This window comes from Candidatus Villigracilis vicinus, from assembly GCF_016702885.1.
In the GTDB taxonomy this organism is placed as follows: domain Bacteria; phylum Chloroflexota; class Anaerolineae; order Anaerolineales; family Villigracilaceae; genus Villigracilis; species Villigracilis vicinus.
Genome location: NZ_JADJDD010000025.1, coordinates 449,967 through 472,348 on the forward strand (window position 1 = coordinate 449,967; position 22,382 = coordinate 472,348).

At 47.9% G+C, this 22,382-nt stretch carries 22 protein-coding genes; 10 read left to right on the forward strand and 12 right to left on the reverse strand.

Features of this window, described 5'->3' with window-relative positions:
* Position 1: 1 nt before the first annotated feature.
* From IPG80_RS18055 to IPG80_RS18105, 11 genes are all read right to left on the reverse strand, one after another.
* On the reverse strand, positions 2 to 961 hold the full coding sequence (locus IPG80_RS18055) for a type II secretion system F family protein (RefSeq protein ID WP_345109848.1): 960 nt from the start codon (positions 959 to 961) through the stop codon (positions 2 to 4).
* Positions 962 to 1,000: 39 nt separating this feature from the next.
* Positions 1,001 to 2,464, reverse strand: coding sequence for a CpaF family protein (locus tag IPG80_RS18060; RefSeq protein WP_345109851.1), 1,464 nt, complete (start codon positions 2,462 to 2,464; stop codon positions 1,001 to 1,003).
* 11 nt (positions 2,465 to 2,475) lie between these two features.
* Complete coding sequence (locus tag IPG80_RS18065) at positions 2,476 to 3,720, reverse strand: response regulator (RefSeq protein ID WP_345109854.1); 1,245 nt, start codon at positions 3,718 to 3,720, stop codon at positions 2,476 to 2,478.
* Positions 3,721 to 3,761: 41 nt separating this feature from the next.
* On the reverse strand, positions 3,762 to 4,844 hold the full coding sequence (locus IPG80_RS18070) for a hypothetical protein (RefSeq protein WP_345109857.1): 1,083 nt from the start codon (positions 4,842 to 4,844) through the stop codon (positions 3,762 to 3,764).
* Between the two features lie 145 nt (positions 4,845 to 4,989).
* Positions 4,990 to 6,000: a histidine kinase gene (locus IPG80_RS18075; protein WP_345109859.1), complete on the reverse strand. Its 1,011-nt coding sequence runs from the start codon at positions 5,998 to 6,000 to the stop codon at positions 4,990 to 4,992.
* Between the two features lie 9 nt (positions 6,001 to 6,009).
* Positions 6,010 to 6,705: a response regulator transcription factor gene (locus IPG80_RS18080; RefSeq protein WP_345109861.1), complete on the reverse strand. Its 696-nt coding sequence runs from the start codon at positions 6,703 to 6,705 to the stop codon at positions 6,010 to 6,012.
* Positions 6,706 to 6,772: 67 nt separating this feature from the next.
* Positions 6,773 to 8,254, reverse strand: a complete 1,482-nt coding sequence (locus IPG80_RS18085; RefSeq protein ID WP_345109864.1) for a hypothetical protein — start codon at positions 8,252 to 8,254, stop codon at positions 6,773 to 6,775.
* Complete coding sequence (locus IPG80_RS18090) at positions 8,226 to 9,761, reverse strand: hypothetical protein (RefSeq protein ID WP_345109867.1); 1,536 nt, start codon at positions 9,759 to 9,761, stop codon at positions 8,226 to 8,228. Before IPG80_RS18090 ends, IPG80_RS18085 begins: the two co-directional genes overlap by 29 nt.
* 61 nt (positions 9,762 to 9,822) lie before the next feature.
* A complete protein-coding gene (locus IPG80_RS18095; protein WP_345109871.1) occupies positions 9,823 to 11,076 on the reverse strand; it encodes a hypothetical protein in 1,254 nt (417 codons plus the stop codon).
* On the reverse strand, positions 11,073 to 11,648 hold the full coding sequence (locus tag IPG80_RS18100) for a GNAT family N-acetyltransferase (protein ID WP_345109874.1): 576 nt from the start codon (positions 11,646 to 11,648) through the stop codon (positions 11,073 to 11,075). Before IPG80_RS18100 ends, IPG80_RS18095 begins: the two co-directional genes overlap by 4 nt.
* A 37-nt stretch (positions 11,649 to 11,685) precedes the next feature.
* A complete protein-coding gene (locus tag IPG80_RS18105) occupies positions 11,686 to 12,600 on the reverse strand; it encodes a DMT family transporter (protein ID WP_345109877.1) in 915 nt (304 codons plus the stop codon).
* 171 nt (positions 12,601 to 12,771) lie between these two features.
* On the opposite strand from IPG80_RS18105, the gene IPG80_RS18110 reads away from it, so the two are divergent.
* From IPG80_RS18110 to IPG80_RS18140, 7 genes are all read left to right on the forward strand, one after another.
* The gene (locus IPG80_RS18110) at positions 12,772 to 13,137 is read left to right on the forward strand and encodes a DUF2200 domain-containing protein (protein ID WP_345109880.1); all 366 of its coding nucleotides are present in this window, start codon (positions 12,772 to 12,774) and stop codon (positions 13,135 to 13,137) included.
* Between the two features lie 2 nt (positions 13,138 to 13,139).
* Positions 13,140 to 14,252, forward strand: a complete 1,113-nt coding sequence (locus tag IPG80_RS18115) for a lysophospholipid acyltransferase family protein (protein WP_345109882.1) — start codon at positions 13,140 to 13,142, stop codon at positions 14,250 to 14,252.
* Between the two features lie 60 nt (positions 14,253 to 14,312).
* Positions 14,313 to 15,671 carry an MFS transporter gene (locus IPG80_RS18120; RefSeq protein ID WP_345109884.1) on the forward strand — a complete coding sequence of 453 codons (1,359 nt, stop codon included), beginning with the start codon at positions 14,313 to 14,315 and terminating at the stop codon, positions 15,669 to 15,671.
* Positions 15,672 to 15,733: 62 nt separating this feature from the next.
* Positions 15,734 to 16,021, forward strand: a complete 288-nt coding sequence (locus IPG80_RS18125; protein WP_345109887.1) for a DUF1905 domain-containing protein — start codon at positions 15,734 to 15,736, stop codon at positions 16,019 to 16,021.
* Between the two features lie 21 nt (positions 16,022 to 16,042).
* Positions 16,043 to 16,537: a hypothetical protein gene (locus tag IPG80_RS18130; RefSeq protein ID WP_345109890.1), complete on the forward strand. Its 495-nt coding sequence runs from the start codon at positions 16,043 to 16,045 to the stop codon at positions 16,535 to 16,537.
* 109 nt (positions 16,538 to 16,646) lie between these two features.
* A complete protein-coding gene (locus tag IPG80_RS18135; RefSeq protein ID WP_345109893.1) occupies positions 16,647 to 17,597 on the forward strand; it encodes an alpha/beta hydrolase in 951 nt (316 codons plus the stop codon).
* Positions 17,598 to 17,637: 40 nt separating this feature from the next.
* The gene (locus IPG80_RS18140) at positions 17,638 to 18,702 is read left to right on the forward strand and encodes a radical SAM protein (RefSeq protein WP_345109895.1); all 1,065 of its coding nucleotides are present in this window, start codon (positions 17,638 to 17,640) and stop codon (positions 18,700 to 18,702) included.
* 37 nt (positions 18,703 to 18,739) lie between these two features.
* Here IPG80_RS18140 and IPG80_RS18145 read toward each other — a convergent pair whose 3' ends face one another.
* Complete coding sequence (locus IPG80_RS18145; protein WP_345109898.1) at positions 18,740 to 19,018, reverse strand: hypothetical protein; 279 nt, start codon at positions 19,016 to 19,018, stop codon at positions 18,740 to 18,742.
* 11 nt (positions 19,019 to 19,029) lie between these two features.
* Here IPG80_RS18145 and IPG80_RS18150 point away from each other — a divergent pair, with 11 nt between their 5' ends.
* Genes IPG80_RS18150 through IPG80_RS18160 form a run of 3 tightly spaced genes read left to right on the forward strand, consistent with a single transcriptional unit; the run spans position 19,030 to position 22,375 of the window.
* On the forward strand, positions 19,030 to 20,184 hold the full coding sequence (locus IPG80_RS18150) for a glycosyltransferase family 4 protein (RefSeq protein WP_345109900.1): 1,155 nt from the start codon (positions 19,030 to 19,032) through the stop codon (positions 20,182 to 20,184).
* A complete protein-coding gene (gene aspA, locus IPG80_RS18155; protein WP_345109902.1) occupies positions 20,181 to 21,584 on the forward strand; it encodes an aspartate ammonia-lyase in 1,404 nt (467 codons plus the stop codon). Before IPG80_RS18150 ends, aspA begins: the two co-directional genes overlap by 4 nt.
* A gap of 2 nt (positions 21,585 to 21,586) precedes the next feature.
* On the forward strand, positions 21,587 to 22,375 hold the full coding sequence (locus tag IPG80_RS18160; protein ID WP_345109904.1) for an arylamine N-acetyltransferase: 789 nt from the start codon (positions 21,587 to 21,589) through the stop codon (positions 22,373 to 22,375).
* Positions 22,376 to 22,382 lie beyond the last annotated feature (7 nt).

Here is a 22,382-nt window from a genome sequence, read left to right on the forward strand (position 1 = left end):
ATTACACCTCGATATCTGCGATCTTCATCATAATAAAGTAACTAGAGGTAATCAGACCCAACACCACACAAATAATAATCGCCGTACAAATCGGTCCACCATCAGTAATGGAAAGAAGATAATCTGGATTGAGAAACCAAAGAAGCAACGTCAAGCCAAAGGGAATCAATGAAAGAACGGTTCCAGATGTACGCACCTGTGCTGTTAAAACCCGCACTTCACCTTTGATCCTGACGCGCTCACGGATAGTAAAGGAAATGCTATCAAGAATTTCCGATAAGTTACCGCCAACCTCGCGTTGAACGTTGATGGCAGTAACGACAAAATCAAGATCTTCACTTGGAATACGGCGTAACAAATTCTCTAACGCAGTTTCCATTGGGATGCCAATCTGCATTTCCTGAACCACGCGCCGGAACTCATCATTAATAGGCGGCGGCAACTCTTTACTGATCGCTTCCATAGCCTGCATTGTGGAATAACCGGCGCGTAAACCATTTACCATCAAATTGAGCATATCTGGCAGTTGTTCGTTAAACCTTCTTAAACGCTTTTTTTGCTGCGACTTAACATATTGTCCAGGGGCAATCCCACCCAACACCATTCCAATGAGCGCTGAAACTGGATGTCGATTCCCAATAAACCATGCAATCATGCTCACAAGGACAATACTAATCACGATGAGAGCAATATATTCTGAAACTTTGAATTTCAAGTCGGCGCGGGCCAGCTGGCGAGCCATTCGGTCACCATAGGAAGTTTTTTCCACCCGCTTGGAAACCCAGTCGGTAAGAACCGAGTTTTGAGCAGACTTGTCAATATTTTTCTTGCTGCTATCATCTTCAAGGTATTGGCCTAAACGCTCTTCGATGATAGAACGCTCGCTGTTCGAGGACACAACAACGCCTACAATCAGCAAAACAATCAGGATGATACCGCCGATAATTATTACCCAGGTCATTGATTTTTTTCCTGGCAGTTAGCCTTAAATATCATAATCTTAATACCGCCTGCGTTCACCAATACCAAAAATGGAAGGAGGCAGGTGAATACCGGCAGCTTCGATTTTATCCATGAATTTGGGGCGCAACCCGGTTGGGCGCAGACGACCAATGATACGCCCATTTTCAGTACCGGTCTGTTCAAAAACAAAGATATCCGTCATGGTAATCACGTCACCTTCCATGCCGCTCACTTCAGTAATGGTGGTTACCTTGCGGGTGCCATCGCGCATACGCTCTTGCTGGCAAATAAGGTCTACAGCGCTCGCCACCTGTTCACGAATAGCGCGAATCGGCAAATCCATACCTGCCATGAGGCACATTGTCTCAATACGGGACAGAGCATCGCGAGGTGTATTCGCATGGGCAGTGGTCATGGAGCCATCGTGACCTGTGTTCATCGCTTGAAGCATGTCTAGGGTTTCACCACCGCGGCACTCACCCACAATGATCCTCTCCGGGCGCATACGCAAGGAGTTCATTACCAGATCACGAATAGTAATCTCGCCACGTCCTTCAATGTTTGCCGGACGAGACTCAAGTGTAACTACATGTTCCTGACGCAGTTGAAGTTCAGCAGCGTTTTCAATTGTAATAATGCGCTCATCTGAAGGAATGAAACTGGAAAGCACGTTAAGCAGAGTAGTTTTTCCAGAACCCGTACCACCCGAAATGATGACATTTAAGCGTGCTTCAACGCATGCTTTCAGGAATTGAACCGACTCGGCGCTTACGGAGCCAAACTGGATCATTTGGTCAACCGTAATCGGGTTCTTTGAAAACTTACGGATGGTGAGAACAGGTCCTACCAGTGAGATTGGGGGAATCACAGCATTTACACGGGAACCGTCAGGAAGACGGGCATCCACATATGGGCTGGATTCGTCAATACGACGCCCCAATGGCGCAACAATGCGATCAATGATACGCATTACATGTTCGTTGCTTTCGAATGTGATGGGTACCCGGTGTACCTTACCTTTACGCTCAATATAAACGTTCTTGGGTCCATTCACCATGATTTCAGTGATGGTATCATCTTCAAGCAAAGACTGAAGCGGACCAAATCCAAGGATTTCCGCCGAGATCTGTTCGAAAAGTCTTGCCCGTTCAGGGCGTGATAAGACTATATTTTCTTCGGTTAATATCTGTTCAAAAAGGCTTTGAATGGTGCGCCGAACCTCATCAGTTCGGGTGACATCCATGGACGGATCAATCTCAGCAAGCAGTTTATTCTGAACTCTTGTTTTGAGATCAAAATAGGAACCGGCTTGTGGAGAAGTGATCGGTGCGCTAACCCTTCTCGCCTGCAATGAAGACAAGCGGGAAGCATCGCCACCACCCGAACCAGCCGGGGGGGGTTCAGCGGGAGGCTTGGGAGTTCCCTGAGTAGCAGCGCCAGAGTTCTGTTGGTTATTATTACCAGAACCCTGACCCTGTTCGATACGTCTTAGCAATGACATAAACTTTCTCCTTACCGCCTGGCAGTGGAAGCTTCAGATTCACTATCCAAGGCAATCATACGAGCTCGTATCGATTCCGCAAGGGCAAAGATTCCTCTTCCAATCGGCTGAGATTTATTGTCCAACATAAAGGGAATGCCACGATTTACAGCTGTGATAGCTACCTTCTCGTCAAGTGGAATTACCGCCGAAATTTCGTGCTTAAGATTTTCGGCTACACGCTCTGGCGTAATGGCGATACGTTTATCGTATCGATTCATAGCAAAAACAATTCGTTCTTTGCCGATGCCCATGGTATTCAATAGATCTAGAATTAAGCGTGAGTTCTTGATAGATGGAATTTCTTGAGTGGTCACAAGTACCATCGCATCACTCAGGTCAACCGCAGCGAGAATAACATCTGTCAGAATCGAAGATGTATCTACAATAACATAGGAATACATCCTCTGCATAAATTGCAGAACTTTCATAAATTGGTCGCCGGAAATCTTTTCAGCCATTTCAGGGCGTTGAGGGGCGGCAAGAATACGAATACCTGAACCTTCATGCTTGATCAAAATTTCTTCTATAATCTCCGCATCAAGGTCATCCACGCGTGGAGCAATATCAAGAATAGTATTCTTTCCCTGCTCGTTCACAAAAACAGCTACATCGCCAAACTGCAAATTTCCATCAACCAGAACCGTGCGCGTGTCCTCGTTATTTAATGCAATGGCAAGGTTAACAGCAATGGTGGTGCACCCCGTTCCGCCTTTTGGGCTGTACACAACGATGATTTTCCCCTGCTGTGTCGGGGAAAAACCACCCATCATGTTGGATGATCCCGTCGAAGCAGACAAAATCATTTGCTGCTTGGCGCCTTTTTCCCGTTCCGAATGAGCCATTTCGCCCGCCCGCTTTATGGCAGAGATCAATTCATCCCCCATGGGCGGTTTGGTAAGAAAGTCTCTGGCACCGGCAAGCATAGCTCGGCGCATATAATTTTGATCCCCTTGCACAGATAAAATCACAACCTGCACATGGGGGGAATCACGACGAATCGTCTCGGTCGCTGTAATCCCATCGATATCCGGCATGTTTATGTCCATAAGAACAACATCCGGATTCAATTCCTGGGTCAACTGAATCCCTTCTTTGCCAGTTCGAGCAGTTCCTACTACCTCAACATCCGACTCGAACTGCAATAACTTGCGCACGTTCTCACGGGTTTCGGCAATATCGTCAACAATAAGAACTCGGATTTTATCAGCAGCCATATTCAGAATATCCAATCACCCATTGCTAGATGAATAAAAAATTAAGGTTCCTGTGTAACAGTATCGTTTTGCAAAGACGGTGCACTTAAGTCTAAAAGCGCGGGGTGCATGGCATACGGCAGTTTCGCCGGAACAGGAATATTGTATTGACTCAAAAGGAACTGAAGAGTCGAAGCCTCCGTGGCAAGACGCGCCTGATCTGACGGGTTTCGAAGTGTCAATGAAATCGTGGCGTTGGTATAAATCAAATAGGACAAAGTAACAGAATCCTGTGGAGATACGATCAAGGTGACAAGATCAGGCGCTGCCGGAGCAGGAGCCGGTTCAGCCGCGGGATCTACCGCTACGTCTGTTGAAGCTCCTGCAGCTGCAATATCCTCAACACCTGTCAGCGGGAAATCGCCCAAGCGCATAACAACCACATCTTGAAGGAGAGTCTGGCAGACCATACGCGGGCGCTGGGGCTCAGACGGAATGATGTAATAAGGTTGTTGAACAGAGGGGTCCAATTCAAGCCGCCCTTGAGCAGTTCCGGAAGCAGTTATGCCTAATGACAAAACTGGCAAGCCACCTTCGTCAGGCAACCCTGTGCCGGTCATGATCGCGGAAAGATTCGGGAGGATGGTTTGATAGGAAGGATCAATATCTACAAAAAGCAAGCATGCATTGACATTTACATGAGCGCCGGTATTAATCGCATAGGCGGAAACAGAAAGCCTATCCGTCGGAATCGCCATTGCCGTCATGCCGGGCGGAATCAGTGAAGCCCACTGTGGACCGGAAACTGAAACAGTTGACGACGAATCTGAAACCATCGATTCTGTGATTACAACACCTTGATCTAAAGGTAATTTTGCAATTTTATCTACAAGAAATGGCAATTCATCCCTGGTATACATGACTGAAACCACATTCTCCTGCGGGATGGACATAGTCGCCAAAACATCTTCGGTGATCCGTCCTCCTTGGGGAATGTTCTGGGCAGAAAAATATACCTCAACATAAACCGGGAGGTTTGCCGTATCTTGTGGTGTAAATAAAAACTGGCGGACAGCTACAAAACCAACCACCAAGACAATGATTATGATTAAAAGCACCAAAATCAGAGTGCGACCGCGACGCATAGTTATCTCCTCTCAACAAGTACCGTATTAATTGGGCACTTTATAACATGTTCATTATAATGGAAAAATGTCAAAAGCATATTATAGGGGCACAGAACCGAAAGCTGCGGCTCCATGCTCCTAACAATATTGTTAATCAAACGACTTAGATCTTAGCTACCACAGAAAAGGAGATTTTGGCACCAGACCCAACTACACTATCAATTTCAAATTTTCCACCCAGCATTTCCGAACGTTCCCGAATCAGTTTCAAACCCAGGTTATTTGAATCCTTCAGAGATTCAGGGTCAAAGCCACGTCCATTATCATCTACACTAATACGTATAAAATCGCTTCCAAGGTCTAAGTGAACTTTAACAAGTGTTGCCTGGCTGTGACGGGAGGCATTTCCAAGGAGCTCCTGAACAGCGCGGAAGATCATTACTTCGAGATACGACTCCAACCTACGCTCGGTACCAGACACTGTCACACTGACATCCATACCAGACTGTTCTTTGAACGCGTCAGCATATTTACGCAGGGTGGGAACCAACCCAAGGTCATCCAGCATCATGGGGCGCAACTCAAAAATAAAGCCTCTTACTTTTTGGAAAGTCCCCATTGCAGAGGCTTTCAGGTTCCCCAATTCTTCTTTTGCCTGGGATGGATCAACGTCCAATAAACGCATGGCAATCTCGGTTTGAAGGATGAAATTGGATAACGCCTGGGCTGGTCCATCATGCATCTGACGTGATAAGCGTTGACGTTCCGCCTCCTGCGCATTTACTATCATTTCAATGCCGGTCATCTGTTCCTTACTGGAATTGCCAGCCCCAGAAGATAACCCTGTACTTTCTCCACCACCGTTATTTACCAATTGTTCGAGGACAGCTTGATATTTCTCGAGGTGAGCCTTGTCATTTTGCAACTTGTCTAACTGCCCACGCATCACGAATAATCGCTGCTGGGCGTCCAAAGCAGAATCGTACGCCATTTTGATCTCTTCCACCGCCCCGCCCTGTTTTTGAACCTGCTGCAAGTGGGAGGTAATCGCCGTATTCCGCTGGGTTAATTTGGAAAGCTCACCCTGGCTTTGTTCCATCATTAGAGTGATCTCACGCAAAGCACGTCGTGTCTCATCCAGTTCGTTCTTGTAATCCATAGCCTCACCAGACATGGAACTCTCCTAAGGTCGAATATCGGAATCCCGCAAGGTTACCCAACCGCGCTTCAAAGCATACACAACAGCCTGCGTGCGGTCTTCAACGCCAAATTTGCGCAAAATCGCAGTGACGTGATTTTTTACGGTCTGATGGCTAATACCCAAAAGAGAGGCGATCTCTTTATTACTCATACCGCGCACTACACAGCCAAGAACTTCCATTTCACGGTCAGATAGGGGGTGAAATGGAGCGCCCGGCTCACTATAAGAACGGCGCGCGCCTTCCATGCTATCTTCCACCCACAACTCAAGTTCACGGCGAGTGAAGACGTTATTGGCAAAAACATATTTACCCTCAGCAACTTCACGAATGATGCGGGATAGATTTTGCGGCTCAATATCTTTGGAACAATACCCATGTGCTCCTGCAAGCGCGGCATGGATCGCCTGTTCGATATCATCGTAACCGGTCATCAAGATGATACGAGTGCCCATCTTTTCTTGAGATACCTGATGAGTGATCTGTTGACCATTCATCCCCGGTAAATTCACATCCAGCACAGCCACGTTTGGTTTCTTCGTGCGGATAAGCTCCAACGCCTCATCCCCGGATGCAGACTGGGCAACGATCCGCATATCCGATTCCAAGGACAACGCATCCACCACACCCTGACGGAACAATGGGTGATCATCCACGACTAGTAATGTAATTTGATTCATCGCTTACTGATTCTCTCTCTTTGGTGAAATTTATTTCTGATATACCCATCTATTTTATCTCATTCTCTTATTTCCAACGATAAATTGTCATACGGGGATATCCCTCTTTAGTAGCAATTGTGCCGCCCGTAACATAAACAACCTCCCTGCCAAGAGGGAGTTTCTCATATAGGTCGGGATATACAATAAGGTATGCGACGTTTTTACCATCCAGGTAAGCAGCAAGCTGGGCTTCGTCACGGATAAATGGAATAACATCAGGGGAAGCCAAGCCAGCCAGGTCGATCAATGGATGCTGGTCAAAATACCCCAACGCACCCGTATCGTGAGCTGCCAAAACAGCTTCGGGCGGCAGGTTGAGAGCAGACCACTTCGCAACAGTAACCATTTCCTGTTCAGTAAGGGCAACTTCCTCTGCGTAGGCACGTGCGCCAAGTACAATAAAAAGCAAGGTGACTATTCCCAAACTTGCTTTCCAAAGCATAGACATAAACCATTGGTAGCGCCCAAAGGTTTTGCCGGATGTAAAGCTGATAATTGCAAGGAAGCCTATCAAGAAAAAAATCGGCAAGGCAGGGATGATGTAACGTTCATGCTGGTCTAATGGCAATCGAAAAACGTACAAGCCCATGTAACCAATCGACCAAATCAGTGCAAGCACACTGCCCCAGGAGCGCTCACGTATAGAGCGAACCATCCACATGACAATGCCAGGAAGTAATAAAAAAGAGGGACCCACCAATAGCTTAAGAAATAATTCACCCAAACGCCCAACGAGCGGACGTTGCGATGCGGCATATTCCGCCTGCCTGGCGTAGAAAGTGTTCGGCATGGGTGCGCCACCGATAAGTAAATTAAATAATAAATAGAATAAGAAAAGCGCACCAAAGCCAAGCCCAACTTGAAGCACGCCGCGCATTCTGGATTGCGAATCTTTTTCTGTAAACAGAACTGCCAACACAAGCGGGCCGAGAAGAGTCAAACCGTCGGGGCGCACCCAGATGCTTAGACCTGTAAGAAAGCCCAGAGTTAGGTAGCGACGCGAATTTAACATCAAGGCAGATAAAATCACAGTAGCAATTAAGGCATGCAGCAGGGTTTCCATCCCGGACATCGCCGCCCAGAGAAAATGCCACTCTACGATGATAAATAACCCAACCCATGGAATGACTGTGATGTAAGTTTTCACTAATCGCCGCGCAGTTACTTCGCTGATAACACTAAGCGCCCACATGATACTCAGACCAAGGAAATACGTCCAAACGTAAGGAGTGAGATTAAATAAAAAACCGATGGCAAGCAAGGCGGACCACAAGGGAGACGTAGAGCCTGCCGATGGTATACCCGGGCGAAACGACCACTCACCATGTTGTGCAAGGTTGCGGGCAAAGGTCAGGTGGACCCAGGATTCATCAAGAGGGAAGCCGACTCCGAAAAAAAAGTAACTGGTGAGAAGATAAATAGAACCTGCTATGAGTGTAGACGCGCCGAGAATGATCAAGTCACGTTTTGAGAGCGGGTTATGGAAATCTAAAAATACGCGTGTCATCTACTTCACCTAAATATTCCAATTGGGGATAGTTTTTCGGGTTATCGTACAGATCAAGCAAGAGTTTGAGCCTGCCAGATGCTTCAAAGGCATAATAGCGGGCGTTGTATTGCTCGGCAACTTCAAGCAAGGTATTAACATCCCCATATGGCTGGACGAAAGCAGGGCGTCCTGTCATCATATAATACCCAGGTGCGCTTAAAACAATGATCGGTTCGCCGGGCTGCGCACCCTGCTCAACCAGAAACCTCTCAACAGCGGGATAAGACAATTCACCTTCCTCCCACCCTGTATCAATGACGCGCACCAAGACAACCCATACTGAAAACACAACCATAGTCTGGATAAGTACGATCCGAATCACAACATAGACATAGTCTGTCAAGCGACTTCTTTTCCTAACCCATGCCACGACTGAATCCAGGCTGTAGGGTACAAGCACCCAAAACAATGGCTGTAAAGCCGCGCCGGCATGAAAGAAGCTTCCGCGCACACCGGCGAAGGGGAAGATAAAGGTCATGACGAGGAAAAGTAATACCCAGGCAAGCAAACCTAATTGGACACGACGGTCTTTACGTAAGAGAAACATACCCATTGCTATAAATGGGAAAAGAATGAGATGCCCCTGTGCAGCGATAGCGGTTTTGAGGTTTGTAATAAATGCCCACCAACGGATCTTGAATATCTCACCCCAACCGCTCGCAAGCCACGAGGTTAATGTCAACTTTGAGGCGGGATAGATAAAGGTTTCATCATACGTGGTGATCCACAAAACGCGACTTCCTGCAGGTGACATAATAGCGCCAAAGACACTCAAGTTTCGCAAATACCATGGTCCCATAACAAGAAGGAAGCCTAGTAACGTCAACGCCGAAAACTGAAACGCCGTTGAGAAAGACAATTCTTCATCTCTCATACGCCAGAGAACTAGAAGGAAAGTCAACGCCAGCCAGAGAAGACCGTCACTTCGGGCCAGGGACATAACACCCGCTATAAGCCCAAGCCAAAACCATGGTCGCGGACGGTTTGCCAGTAGGAAGAATAATCCGCCTGCAAGCATGAAGATACCGTAATTATCAGGAACGGGTAGAAATGGTAAGTGGAACACAGGAAAGAGCGCCAGAAGACCCGATACCCAAGCAAGCGCATTACTTTGAAAAAAATGATATGACAATGCGGCTGTCAACGGCGGAATGAAGGCGGCGATCACTATAAAGAAAAGGCGACCGGCTTCATAGGTTTGCTGCCCGGTAAGCCACATCCCCAACGCCGAAATGATCGATGCCAGGGGAAGCCAGTACCCATGGGATGGGTGTGGAATACCTTGCGGGTCATCCAGGTAGTTCCATAAATAAGGCTCAGTAAAGCCGTAACCCTGGACTAACCGCACACCACCGGAAAAATAATAGTCGGCATCAAGATAGCCGGGAATGGATTGCAAACGACTGACAGCGATCTGCAAGATCAAAGCAAAGGAGAATAGAATCAGGTAGGTTCGGCGGGACATGAGATTTAGGGGATAGGATGCAGGGGACGAGTTCGTTCAATTTTCTTCAAATTTTCTTTAATCATTTACTAAACGAGTCCGCCCAAACGCGGGGAGGGCGAATCGCCCACCAACGAATCCAGTATAAACTTAGGACAGTGAAAACTGGGAAAAAGAGAAAAAGGATATCCTGGGAAAGGTCACCCAAAAAGGCGGGAGCAAAAAGATACAACGCCCAAGGTACGAGAAAAACTATTAACAAAAGCAAAAAGGTTAGGGCGGTTTGAAATCGCTGCCAGCGATCGTAAATGACAGAAAAAACCAAAGCCAAAGGAATGATAAGAACTGCGAGATTTTCATACTCGGTGCGGAAACCAAGCAGAGGCGCAGCTGCAATTGAAAGACAAGCCACCCAATACAACCGGCGGGAGTCTCCAAATTGCGAAGCGTTCCATTCGTAGCCGAGAGCAAAGACGAGCAAAGCGATGAACAGATATGCAAAATACCTGCCAAATGCAGGGATAAGGGCTTCAAGAACAGAAATGATGGAATAACCAAAATTCGCGCGCAGGGCATTCATCCCTGCACGCAGGTAAGGAATGATCCAATTCGGATAGATAAGAAAAGACACGGCTAAAAGCACTATGGTGAGCATTCCAAAACCTGCGAGAATGCGTACCCGTCCCTGTTTGTAAGAATGCCAGGCAATAAATAAGAGAAAAGGAAGACCGGCTTCCCAAAAATATAAGGAGACAGCCATCAACGCGCCTACGAGTTCATCCTGTTCATTTCGGAAGGCGATCACGATACCTGCATAACACAAACCCAACAACAAGACCGGGCTGGCATCAAGAATGGCTTGAAAAGTATAAAAGTTAACCACAGCAAAAAGAAAAAATAATACCGTAAACCAGCGCGGAGCCGTCCAATTTGTAAGCCGCAAACTAAGCACGGCAAGCACAAACAACGCCCATTCGAGGATCAAGGTATATATCGCCCGGGCAGTAAGCGGGTCGGTAAGAGGCGCGAAGGGAACATAAAGCAGAAGGATATGAAAAGGCGTATCCAAAATATAAGGATCGCGTGCACTATCCGTTATGCCTTCGTACACAAGTTTCTGTACAACATCCGGCACATAACTTGAATAAGGGTCCATACGCTCAAAGATAAATGCGCGCCCGCCAGCCCAATGACGCAAAAATTCGCCGCCACCAGCAGGGAGAGACCGATTTACTACAAGCAGCCCGGCAGATATAGCAACGAATAGAAGCACGACCACAGCGATAAAAACATAATCGCGCGAGGTCAATGATTTTGAAGGAGGTTGAAAATTCATTTAATCGTAAATCGATAGATCGGTCTGGTGGGGCTGGGTCTGGCGGCTTCTACAAAACCTGCCTGTTGGAATGCCGAGGATGTGCCGGTAAAAATAAAAACAGGGGGAGCCTCTCCCTTGGTTTCGATGGGATATCCTTCAACGATGTGTGCGCCTTGCGCTGCTGCGTGTTGCACCGCTGCCTGGATCAGCGCCACAGCGATCCCCTTTCGCCGATGCTTTTTATCAACGAACAGACAGGTCAATGACCAGACTTCCTGATCGTCGATAGGCGCCAGCACACGCGAATGAGCCAGCCGTGGATATTGGCTGCGCGGTTCGATCGCCACCCAGCCAACCGGATAACCTTCAGAGTAGGCAAGCAAGCCGGGAACAACCTTCGCATCCACCACTGACTTTTGCATTTGGCGATTGCTTTCACCCTTATTTTCACTGTATGCTTTGCCACGTAATTTCCAGTGCATGCACCAACAGCCGCCGCAAGCACCGTTCTCGCCAAAAAGCATCTCAAAATCGCGCCACAGTTTTTGTGTAAGGGAATGAAAGGAGAGGTCTAATTGTTCGTGAGTCATAGAGGGGATATTGAAATTAACAAATTAATGCTGATGGCTAATGCCCTTCAACAAGGTGTTCAGTATCAATTGTACCTGATGTCCATTCCTTGAATTGCGAAAGAATGACCGCCGCGAAGATCATAACGCAACCGATGATCTGAATGCCTGCCAGGCGTTCATCCAGCAGAAGCCAACCCGAAAGGACAGCAAAAACGGACTCAAGCCCAATGATCAAGGCTGCATCGGCGGGCGGTGTATGCTTCTGTGCCCAGATCTGAAGTGTGTAACATAACCCCAGTGACAGGAAGGCGGTATAACCAATGGCAAACAGGAAGTTGGAGTTGAAGACCGGCATCGGTTCGATGAAGATGCCCACACCGAGGTTAAGCAAGCCACAAACGAGCAACTGTCCCACCGAAAAAGACATCGACTCAAAGTTGTGCGCGTACTTGCCGAGAATAACCACATGAACCGCCCAAAACAAAGCGCCGATAAATTCTAAGAGGTCACCAAATTGAATTTGATCGAGCTTCCCGCCGGTGGAAAGCAAAAAAGCGCCAGCCATTGCCATGATCACTGCAAGGATAAATAACCAATGCGGCTTCTCTCCCCAAAAGAAGAAAAGGATAAGTGGAATGAGGACAACGTACAAGCTGGTAATGAAGCCTGCATTACCTGCAGTGGTGTATTGCATGCCTGCCTGCTGTAAGGCACTGCCCATGAAAAGAAAGAAACCAGCAATGAGCATCCATTTGGTTTGGTCGCGAGAAATGGAAGTCTGGCTTTCTGCCTGACGATTTGTACGTAAAACACGCAATGCAAACGGCAAGACAACCAGTCCCGCCAACAAATAGCGGACTCCGTTAAAGATGTAGACGCTGCCGACCTGCCCGGCGACGCGTTGGGCAACAAAGGCAGAGCCCCAGATGATGGCAATGAAAAAAAGAGTAATATCAGCTTTTAGGCGCATGGAATGATTTCAAGTCTCAAGTGTTTATGGTTTCAGATTTTAGCGAGTAGATTTTACTGTATTTAGCGGAGTGTTTCTTGCTGTGTTCTGTTTGTGCTTGTATAATGCTGTTATTAAGTTCACTTACTAACAGTCCAATTTGAAAAATCAACTTTAAAATACGAGGTACAAATGAAAAACTCCGATGCGCACAATCAACGCATAGCAAAATTATCCTTCGCCTCGGTCTATCCGCTGTATATTGAAAAAGTAGAGAAAAAAGGCAGAACCAAAGCGGAATTGGATCAGGTCATACAGTGGTTAACAAATTTCGATCCTAAGAAGCTGAAAGAACTGATCAAGGAAAATGTAACCTTCGAAAGCTTCTTCCAACAGGCTTCGTTAAACCCCAACGCAACCCTCATCACCGGCGTCATCTGTGGAGTCCGCGTGGAGGAGATCGAGAATCCCCTAACCCAGCAGATCCGATATTTGGATAAGTTGGTGGATGAGTTGGCAAAGGGACGGACGATGGAAAAAATTTTGCGCGGCTCGTAGCTATGACCTATTCGATCCAATATCCACGCAATGTCTTCATCCGAGGCATATTTCGTTCCGCAGTACGCGGTTTATCCCCCCTGCTCTCCCAAACAAAAATTACCGGATTAAAAAAATTCCCAAAACACGGTCCGTTGATCGTAGTGGGCAATCACACCGGCGCAATGGAAGTGGTCTTGATGGGAACCTACTCGCCCAGAGCGCTTGAATTCATGGGTGCCGTGGAAATGCCCTGGAATGGTTGGATGGGCAGGATGATCGATGCGTATGGACTGATCCCCGTGCATCGCGGTTCCACCAGCAACACATCCATGAAGATGGGGATCGACGTTCTCAAGCAGGGCGGCATGTTGGGCGTCTTCCCTGAAGGTGGATTTTGGGAACCGGGCAAACAAAAAGCGCAAACCGGCGTGGCATGGTTAAGTCATCTCTCACAAGCGCCGATATTGCCGATCGGCTTCGGCGATACGCGCGGCAAAATGGCAGAGATCTTCCAATGGAAGCGTCCCCTTTTTGAGATGAACGTGGGCGATGTCCTTCCGCCAGTGAAGCTGGAGAAATCTTCCAACAAAAAAGAAGCCTTGCAACAAGCCGCAGATGCGATCATGGATGCAGTTTGGACGCTCGTCCCGGAAGATGAGCGCAAACGCAAGGAAAGCCAGCCTGAAAATGAAATCTTCACATTGGATATTGCCCTCTTCGATAAAAATGGTCAGCCCGTGGAGATTCCCGCCGCATTGAAGTTGAGCGACGGCTCGTGGATCAGTCGCTTCGCCCACCGCCCGAACCTGATCGACTCCATTCGAGACTATATCTTCCTGCCAGTGCAAGTGCTCAAAGAATTAGACCGAAAGCCTGCGGCAGAGGAAATCTATCAGGCTGCTCATTCCATGCTTGAATATGTGGAACGTGATAACCCGCAATATTTTAATTTTCGCTACGGCTACAAAGACGGAGAAGCCTTTCAAGAGAGTTTCAGTCAACTGCGCGAGTTGATGCGCTGGGCGATGGAGCTTCAACTTCAAGTGGAAGCTGAAGCTCGGTATGAGTACACAGACCCAGGTACGGGTGAGAGGCGCGTTCTTCACATCCCGCAAGAATTGGAACAGTGGTAACGTTTTGAAAATATCCGTGTTTTAGTAATCGTTCGAAAATCCCATTTTCAGGAAGTGACAATGAGCGCCACATCCGAACGATTATCGACCCGTTTCAAAATGTTATTTAGCACAGGCGATCTGAGCACCAGCATTCCGCTGGCAATTTTGGCGTTCTTTCAACTGTATTTTCTCACCGATGTAGCCCGCCTGCGCCCAGACTATGCCGCGTGGGCGATTTTAATTCCGCGTTTGTGGGATGCCGTGAATGACCCGCTGTTCGGCATGTTCTCAGACCGTTTGCGCACGCGTTGGGGAAGGCGGCGCGCCCTTCTTTTGTTCGGGTCGGTGCCGCTTGGGTTGAGTTTTATCTTCATGTGGTTCGTGCCATCGTTCGATCAGCTGGGCTTGGCAATTTATTACGCGATCACGTTCATCCTTTTCGATACAGCTTTCACTGTGGTTCATGTTGGGTATAACGCACTCACACCCGAGTTGACTTCTGATTACGATGAACGCAGTTCGCTGAACGGTTACCGCATGGTTTTCTCGATCAGCGGTACGCTTAGCGCGATCATTTTTGCAACGGTCCTGGGTTGGTATATCACCGATGCGCGTTTACTATTCAGCATTCTTGGGGTCGGCTTGGGGGTGGCTTCCATCATTCCGCCGCTGGTGGTATTTAGCATCACCAAAGAAAAATCCTCCGATGAACAACCAGAACCGCTGCCGTGGCTCGAATCCATAAAGTTAACATTAAGCAATCAGCCGTTTCGATATGTGATGGGGCTCTATCTTTTATCATGGACAACCGCCAGCATCCTCGCCGCCATGTTGGTGTACTTTGCCAATTACCGTTTACGTGTGCCAGAGCAAGCCAATTATTTTGTACTCGCGGCGCAAGGCTCGGCAATCCTGTTCATTCCGTTTTGGGTGTGGGTGGCAAAGAAACTCGACAAACGCCGTGCCTTCATCCTCGGCACGTTTACTTGGATCGCAGTTCTGCTCGGGCTTTCGGCTCTGCCCGCCGATGGAATTGCGTTGGCATATATCTTAGCTGCGCTCGCAGGTTCGGGCATTGCCACGGCGTATGTGTTACCGTGGTCGATGATCCCTGACATCATAGAGCATGACCAGCTGCAAACGGGTCAACGGCGTGAGGGTTCGTATTACGCCTTCGCATCGTTCTTTCAAAAACTTGCCACCGCTCTCGCACTTTGGGCAATGGGACAAGCCCTCGCCGCGAACGGATACATCACCCCCGATGTGAACGGGAGTTTGCCCGTTCAACCAGATTCTGCGATTCAAGCCATCCGCTTCTTTACCGGACCCGTGCCTACCGTCCTGCTTCTTTTAGCTGTGGTCTTCGCCTGGAACTATCCTATCACCCGCGAAAGTCATAATGCGACATTGCAAGTGTTGGCAGAACGAGATACATAAGTAAACCACAGACCATAGTCTATGGTCAGCGGTCTCTTTAAAGCGTTTGATATACTATAAACATGGTCATCGAATTCAAAGGCAAGATCTTCCAATGGCGCGGACCGGCTCCTTATCTTTTTGTAGCTGTGCCGGATAAACAAAGCGCTGATATCAAATCTGTCTCCAAGTTGGTGACGTATGGCTGGGGCGTAATTCCAGTTGTAGTAAGGGTGGGCAAAACCGAGTGGAAAACATCGCTCTTCCCAAAAGATGGACGCTATCTTGTACCCATCCGCATGAGCGCACAAAAAGCGGAAAATCTCAAAGAAGATGATGAAATAAAGTTACAGCTTGAATTAAATTTGTAACCTACTTCACTACCTGCCACCATGATCGCTGACAAAATCATCGTCCCACTCAAACGCTTCCTGCTGATCGCGGAATGTCCCTCAGCCTGGAAGAAATTTGACCTTTACCTATTCCGAGACGAAGAGGTTGTCTTTTATATTGGGCAGTCACATCTTGCGTTTGAGCGCGTCTGGGAGCATTTACTCAATGGCTTCAAAGGGCATTCCATTGTCGGGCGTTTTATCTGGTGTAACTGGCCCAGGTCGATGAGTTTCACAGTTGAATTATTGAGTTCAAAATTCTCCATGTTCGACGCTATTGGGAATGACTTAAATGCTTCTGAGCGGCAGCTTATCCAACAACATTCACCCTGTTTCAATGTATCGTTAAACAATCAGCCAACCCCATTGCCAGATTCCTATCTACCTGCCAACGCCCCTTTCCGGCGCAGACGAAGTCTGAATATGCTCATTCATGAAGCAGAACGAGCCGTCAAAGCAGATGATAACAAACGTTGGCTCGAAAGTTTGGAATAACCGATCCGCATACTGCGGATGATACAATTATTTAAATTATCGTTATGCCCGTCAATACGGACAAGTTCACAGAAGACGATAAAATCAAGTTGAGGTCGGCGTATCGGTAATGACTGAAAATAAAGTTTCAAAAACACACCCGGACTTGCAAGACGCATTAAAAAAGATCCCTGCTATTAATTACAATAAAATGAATCTTTGGCTGATCCGTTTAGGTATAGCACTGATACCCGGTCCGAAAGCCCCAGCCGAAGTATCCATTGAAAATATATTTATTGCGGGGAAAGATGAAAAGTCGAAGATCCGATTAAGAATTTATCACCTAAAAGGAAATCAAACGAATACTCCTGTCCTGCTCTGGATCCATGGCGGCGGGTACATCATCGGCAAACCCGAAATGGAAGATACGATTTGCATCCAATTTGTGCGTGAGTTGGGCATCAGCATCGTTTCGGTAGACTATCGCCTCGCTCCCAAACACGCCTTCCCAGCCGGGCTTGAAGATTGCTATTCAGCCTTGATATGGATAAAGCAAAATTCAGAGTCGTTCGGTTTCGATACAACCCGAATTGCGATTGGCGGCACCAGCGCCGGGGGCGGGTTGGCTGCTTCGCTGGCGCAATTGGCGCATGACCGCAAAGAAGTAACACCTGTTTTTCAATTGCTTACCTATCCCATGCTGGATGATAGAACTGCCCTGCACAGAGACATTGACGATAGCAACAGCCCGGCATGGAGCCAAAAGAGCAATCGCTTCGGCTGGGAATCATATCTCGGGGAACATTATGGAGCCGATGAGAACCTTGCATATTCCGTACCCGCCCGTCGCGAAGACCTTACCGGTTTGCCGCCAGCATGGATCGGCGTAGGCACATTGGATGTATTTTACGAAGAAGATATGATGTATGCTCAACGCTTGAAAGAAGCGGGTATCGAGTGTGACCTGAATGTCGTCGAAGGCGCCTTTCATGGATTCGATGTGATCGATCAACACTTATCCATTGTTCAAGAATTCCGAAAGTCGCAGATCGACGCACTTAAAAAATACCTGATCGGTTGAGCTCAAAATACGGATGATACAATTGCGATAACTTACCGTTATGCATAACTCCGATACGATCGCCAACGAAAAAGAAGAATTCAAAGGAGCGGTTTTGAACGCGCGTCCGTTCAAGCCGCTTTATGTTAAGTTCAAGGTCTTTTACGGCTGCAATCTCAAGTGTGAGATGTGCAACCATTGGCGCGAGACCCGCGAACCGCCCGTCAGCGCAGACCGATTCAAAGAAGTCATCACCGAGCTGGCAGAGATGGGCACGAAGAAAATTCACATTTCCGGCGGCGAACCAATGCTGCGCCCGCACATCCCCGATTTTGTGGAATTGGCATCGTCGCTCGGTATCAAAGTGACCATGACCACCAACGGCACACTCATCACCAAAGAAAAAGCCAAACAATTGGTGGAAGCCGGTCTGCGTGGGGTGAATATCTCCATCGACTCGCCCATCCGCAAAATGCACGAAAAGATTCGCGGCGTGGAAGGCGCCTTTAAGTTAACCACCAAAGCTGTCGGGTTCTTCAATCGTTATAAGCATAAAGGCAAACTAACCATCCGCATCAATACCGTGGTCAGCCGCACCAATTACGAAAGTCTCGCCACCCTCCCAGACCTGGCTCACGAACTCGGCGCGGACGGAATCAATTTAATCCCTGTGGACGACCATTGCGGCGAGATCCTATCCATGCGCAAGAAGGATATCGAAAAGTTCAACAACGAGGTCGCGCCGCGTATTGCCGAACGCGCGCTTGAATTAGGTCTGATCGTTTCGGATGAAGATGCTTTTCCCTTTGGGCGAGACGAGTCCGAGGTCCGCTTGGGACGCGCCGGAAGATATGCTTTCGGCTTTTATGAAAAGCATCCCTGTTATGCACCCTGGTCACATACGCTGATCGATTTCAACGGCAATGTGTATGTTTGTTGCATGACTCGCGAAAAAATCCCCCCGTTGGGAAATATCATTCATAAGTCTTTCAAAGAAGTATGGGAAGGTGACGCATATCGTCAAGTCCGCTTGAAGATGCACCCGCCCTCTCTCAAGCCATGTCAACGTTGCGACGATTTTATTGATGAAAACAAAAAGATCTGGGAGATGATTGGTCCGTATTAAATCATAGGAGCGACTTTGCGAGTCGCTCCTATGGAAGTCAGCTTAGATCAGAGAACATATCGTCCGTGTCGTTATCATTCATAGCGCTGGTGGAGCCAAACAATAACATGTCGGCAGGCGTAAACGTGGAAGCAGCGATCGGCAATGCCACGGGCATTTCCAAGCCTTGCTGACAGGCAAGACAAATACGTCCTTCTTTTGTGGCATTCGTATGTTCATCGCAAAACCCGCGTCCACACTTAACGCATGTTCCCAATGCAGGATTTTCACAACGATGCGGAACCAGATAACCAACAACCATTTCACATTTCGCCATAGAGACACCTCATGAAAATTGCCTTGCTCTCTGAAAAGTATACACCAGACATTGGAGGTCTCGCAATCTCAACAGGACGATTGGGGGATTCGTTATCTGCGGCTGGACATGATGTGCGCCTCTTTGCCCCAAGCTCGAACCTGCCACCCGCCATCAAACAGACTCTTCGCTCTGGCGGGGTTCATGTAACCCGTTTTGGCGCCCACAAACGTGTGGATGACACCTTGGTCGATTGGTTCGAGTTGATCGTGGAAGAACATAAGCGCGAGTCGTTCGATCTGATCCATGCCTACTTCCTGCCTATGGCAGGATTCGTCGGCACCTATGCCGGGAAATATCTAGGCATTCCCAGCGTTGTCTCCATTCGCGGAAACGATATTGAACGCGCCGCCTTCGACCCAAGCAAATTCTCGCATGTGATGTATGCCCTGCAAAACGCAAACGCCGTGACCACCAATGCCAGTGAGCTAGCAAAAAAAGCAAAGGCATTCATTGACCGCGATATTCATATCATCCCTAATGGGATTGATACAGATAAATTCAAGCCGATGGAGAGGAATAATATTTTAGCGGAGGCACTGGGCTTGGTGGATGAAAAGAAGAAAGAAGAAAGAAGGTTTGTTATCGGCTTTGTTGGGGAACTACGCGAAAAGAAAGGACTAGCAACTCTCCTTTTTGGCTACGCGCAACTTGCAAAAATCATGCCAGCTTCCCTGCTCGTCGTTGGCGAGATACGAGAAGGTGAAGATAAAAAGGTATTTGAAGAATTCAAAAGCACCCATCCTAAATTACCCATTACGGTCACTGGACATGTTCCCCACAAAGACCTGCCTGCTTATTATTCCTTGATGGACGTTTTCGTGCATCCCTCACTGCGGGATGGCATGCCCAATGCTGTTCTCGAAGCCATGGCATGCGGAAAAACCGTCATTGCCACACCAGTTGGTGGTGTGTTGGATATCGTTGAAGATGATGTAAATGGATTCTTTGTGAACGTGAATGATGCACAGGAGCTGGCAGAGAAAATGGCTGTGGCATTGAATCAGCCTGAAAAAAGGGAAACCATTGGCAGGGCTGCGAGAGAAGCTGCACTGAATCGATTTACGCTTGAAAAAGAATTGCTGGCAAATATACACATCTACGCAAGTCTTGGAGTTAAATCATGAAGCATCGACTTGAACACGATCTATTAGGTGAACGTGAAATCCCACGTGAAGTGTATTACGGCGTTCACACTTTGCGGGCCTTGGAAAATTTCCCCATCAGTAAAATTCCGATCAGCAACTACCCCAGCCTCGTAAATGCCCTGGCGTGTGTAAAGGAAGCTTGCGCAAAAGCAAATTTGGAATTGGAATTACTCGACACAGAAAATGCGAACGCGATCATCAAAGCCTGCAAGGAAATTCGTGCCGGAAGTTTGCATAACCAATTCGTCGTGGATGTGATTCAAGGCGGCGCGGGTACTTCCACAAACATGAACGCTAACGAAGTCATCGCCAATCGCGCGCTGGAGATCCTTGGGCATGAACGCGGGGAGTATAAATTTTTACACCCACTGGAGCATGTCAACCTAAGCCAGAGCACGAATGACGTGTACCCAACGGCAGTGAAAGTGGCTTTGCGATTTTTGATCAACGACCTCATCGAAGGCATGGAAGTGTTGCGTCTCGCCTTTGCAGCCAAGGCTGAAGAGTTCAAAGACTTGCTAAAAATGGGACGCACTCAATTACAAGATGCAGTGCCCATGACTCTTGGGCAGGAATTCAGCACCTATGCTGTGATGCTCGAAGAAGACCAACAACGTCTGCGCGAAGGGGCATTACTCATTCAAGAAATGAACCTCGGCGCAACCGCGATCGGCACAGGCATCAATGCCCACCCCGAGTATGCGTCATTAGCGCGAAAATATCTCAGCGAGATCACTAGTATTGAATACATTACCGCGGGAAATCTCGTGGAAGCGACTCAAGACGTTGGCTCGTTCGTGCAGCTTTCAGGTGTGTTTAAGCGTGTGGCGGTAAAACTTTCAAAGATATGCAACGACTTGCGCCTCCTTTCTTCTGGACCTCGAACTGGATTCGGCGAGATCAACCTGCCCGCCGTTCAAGCGGGTTCGAGCATCATGCCCGGCAAGGTCAATCCCGTCATTCCGGAAGTGGTTAATCAAATTGCGTTTATGGTCATCGGCAATGACGTCACCGTCTCTTTTGCAGCCGATGGCGGGCAGTTGCAACTCAATGCCTTTGAGCCGATCATCGCGCGCAGCCTCTTTGACAGCCTGATCTATTTGCGTAACGGCTGTGTCACTTTAGCGGAACGCTGTGTGAAGGGCATCACTGCCAATGAAGAAAGACTGAACGAGCACATGACCCGCTCGGTGGGAATCGTCACAGCGTTGAATCCGTTTATTGGGTATGAGAATGCAAGTTCAGTGGCGAAAGAAGCGTACACATCCAACAAAAGCGTGACCGAGATCGTGCTGGAACGCGGTCTGCTGACAAAGGCAGAACTGGATGAAATTCTTAAACCCGAAGTGCTAACCAAGCCGCGCTGGATCAAGAAATAAACATGGCAACGAATATTCAAACCTACTTAACCAGAATTGAATACCAAGGTTCACTGGAGCCGAATCTGCAAAATTTGTCAGCACTGCAAAAAGCACACATGCGGACGGTCCCTTTCGAAAACTTGAGCGTTCATTACAAACAGCCGATTTTGCTAAATGAAGAGGCGTTATACAAAAAGATCGTGGAGCAGAATCGCGGCGGATTCTGTTATGAATTGAACGGTCTGTTTGCGTGGCTGTTGCGTTCACTGGGCTACAAAGTGGAAATGCTTTCCGCTGGCGTGATCACAGACGACGGCGGGTTTGGTCCTGAATTCGATCATATGACCTTACTTGTTCATATAGATGAAGACTATCTTGTGGATGTTGGTTTTGGAGATTCTTTCCAGGAGCCGTTGCGAGTCAACTTTCGGGGAGAGCAAAGGCAGGGCGGCATGTCGTATCAATTGTCGGCGGACGCGAAGCGTGATGCGTTGGTCTTATCCGAGCAGAATAATTTGGATGAAAACCCAAACATGCAGCCGCAGTATCGCTTCACATTGAATCCGCATCAAATGAATGAATATGAGGGCATGTGCCAGTATCACCAGACTTCACCCGCTTCACATTTTACACAGAAGCGGGTTTGTTCACGCGCCACTGAAAGCGGGCGGTTTTCCTTGTCTGATCTCAAGTTGATTGTGACGAAAAATGGTACAAGGGAAGAGAAAATACTGGCATCCGAAGATGAGTTCCACGCTGCATTGAAAGAATATTTCAATATCGACCTGCATCTCCATCCATCTAAATAAGATGAAA

Excerpts from the sequence above, each read along its gene's own strand:
- IPG80_RS18055 (WP_345109848.1), bottom strand. The coding sequence starts at position 961 with ATGACCTGGGTAATAATTATCGGCGGTATCATCCTGATTGTTTTGCTG.
- IPG80_RS18060 (WP_345109851.1), bottom strand. The coding sequence starts at position 2,464 with ATGTCATTGCTAAGACGTATCGAACAGGGTCAGGGTTCTGGTAATAAT.
- IPG80_RS18065 (WP_345109854.1), bottom strand. The coding sequence starts at position 3,720 with ATGGCTGCTGATAAAATCCGAGTTCTTATTGTTGACGATATTGCCGAA.
- IPG80_RS18070 (WP_345109857.1), bottom strand. The coding sequence starts at position 4,844 with ATGCGTCGCGGTCGCACTCTGATTTTGGTGCTTTTAATCATAATCATT.
- IPG80_RS18075 (WP_345109859.1), bottom strand. The coding sequence starts at position 6,000 with ATGTCTGGTGAGGCTATGGATTACAAGAACGAACTGGATGAGACACGA.
- IPG80_RS18080 (WP_345109861.1), bottom strand. The coding sequence starts at position 6,705 with ATGAATCAAATTACATTACTAGTCGTGGATGATCACCCATTGTTCCGT.
- IPG80_RS18085 (WP_345109864.1), bottom strand. The coding sequence starts at position 8,254 with ATGACACGCGTATTTTTAGATTTCCATAACCCGCTCTCAAAACGTGAC.
- IPG80_RS18090 (WP_345109867.1), bottom strand. The coding sequence starts at position 9,761 with ATGTCCCGCCGAACCTACCTGATTCTATTCTCCTTTGCTTTGATCTTG.
- IPG80_RS18095 (WP_345109871.1), bottom strand. The coding sequence starts at position 11,076 with ATGAATTTTCAACCTCCTTCAAAATCATTGACCTCGCGCGATTATGTT.
- IPG80_RS18100 (WP_345109874.1), bottom strand. The coding sequence starts at position 11,648 with ATGACTCACGAACAATTAGACCTCTCCTTTCATTCCCTTACACAAAAA.
- IPG80_RS18105 (WP_345109877.1), bottom strand. The coding sequence starts at position 12,600 with ATGCGCCTAAAAGCTGATATTACTCTTTTTTTCATTGCCATCATCTGG.
- IPG80_RS18110 (WP_345109880.1), top strand. The coding sequence starts at position 12,772 with ATGAAAAACTCCGATGCGCACAATCAACGCATAGCAAAATTATCCTTC.
- IPG80_RS18115 (WP_345109882.1), top strand. The coding sequence starts at position 13,140 with ATGACCTATTCGATCCAATATCCACGCAATGTCTTCATCCGAGGCATA.
- IPG80_RS18120 (WP_345109884.1), top strand. The coding sequence starts at position 14,313 with ATGAGCGCCACATCCGAACGATTATCGACCCGTTTCAAAATGTTATTT.
- IPG80_RS18125 (WP_345109887.1), top strand. The coding sequence starts at position 15,734 with ATGGTCATCGAATTCAAAGGCAAGATCTTCCAATGGCGCGGACCGGCT.
- IPG80_RS18130 (WP_345109890.1), top strand. The coding sequence starts at position 16,043 with ATGATCGCTGACAAAATCATCGTCCCACTCAAACGCTTCCTGCTGATC.
- IPG80_RS18135 (WP_345109893.1), top strand. The coding sequence starts at position 16,647 with ATGACTGAAAATAAAGTTTCAAAAACACACCCGGACTTGCAAGACGCA.
- IPG80_RS18140 (WP_345109895.1), top strand. The coding sequence starts at position 17,638 with ATGCATAACTCCGATACGATCGCCAACGAAAAAGAAGAATTCAAAGGA.
- IPG80_RS18145 (WP_345109898.1), bottom strand. The coding sequence starts at position 19,018 with ATGGCGAAATGTGAAATGGTTGTTGGTTATCTGGTTCCGCATCGTTGT.
- IPG80_RS18150 (WP_345109900.1), top strand. The coding sequence starts at position 19,030 with ATGAAAATTGCCTTGCTCTCTGAAAAGTATACACCAGACATTGGAGGT.
- aspA (WP_345109902.1), top strand. The coding sequence starts at position 20,181 with ATGAAGCATCGACTTGAACACGATCTATTAGGTGAACGTGAAATCCCA.
- IPG80_RS18160 (WP_345109904.1), top strand. The coding sequence starts at position 21,587 with ATGGCAACGAATATTCAAACCTACTTAACCAGAATTGAATACCAAGGT.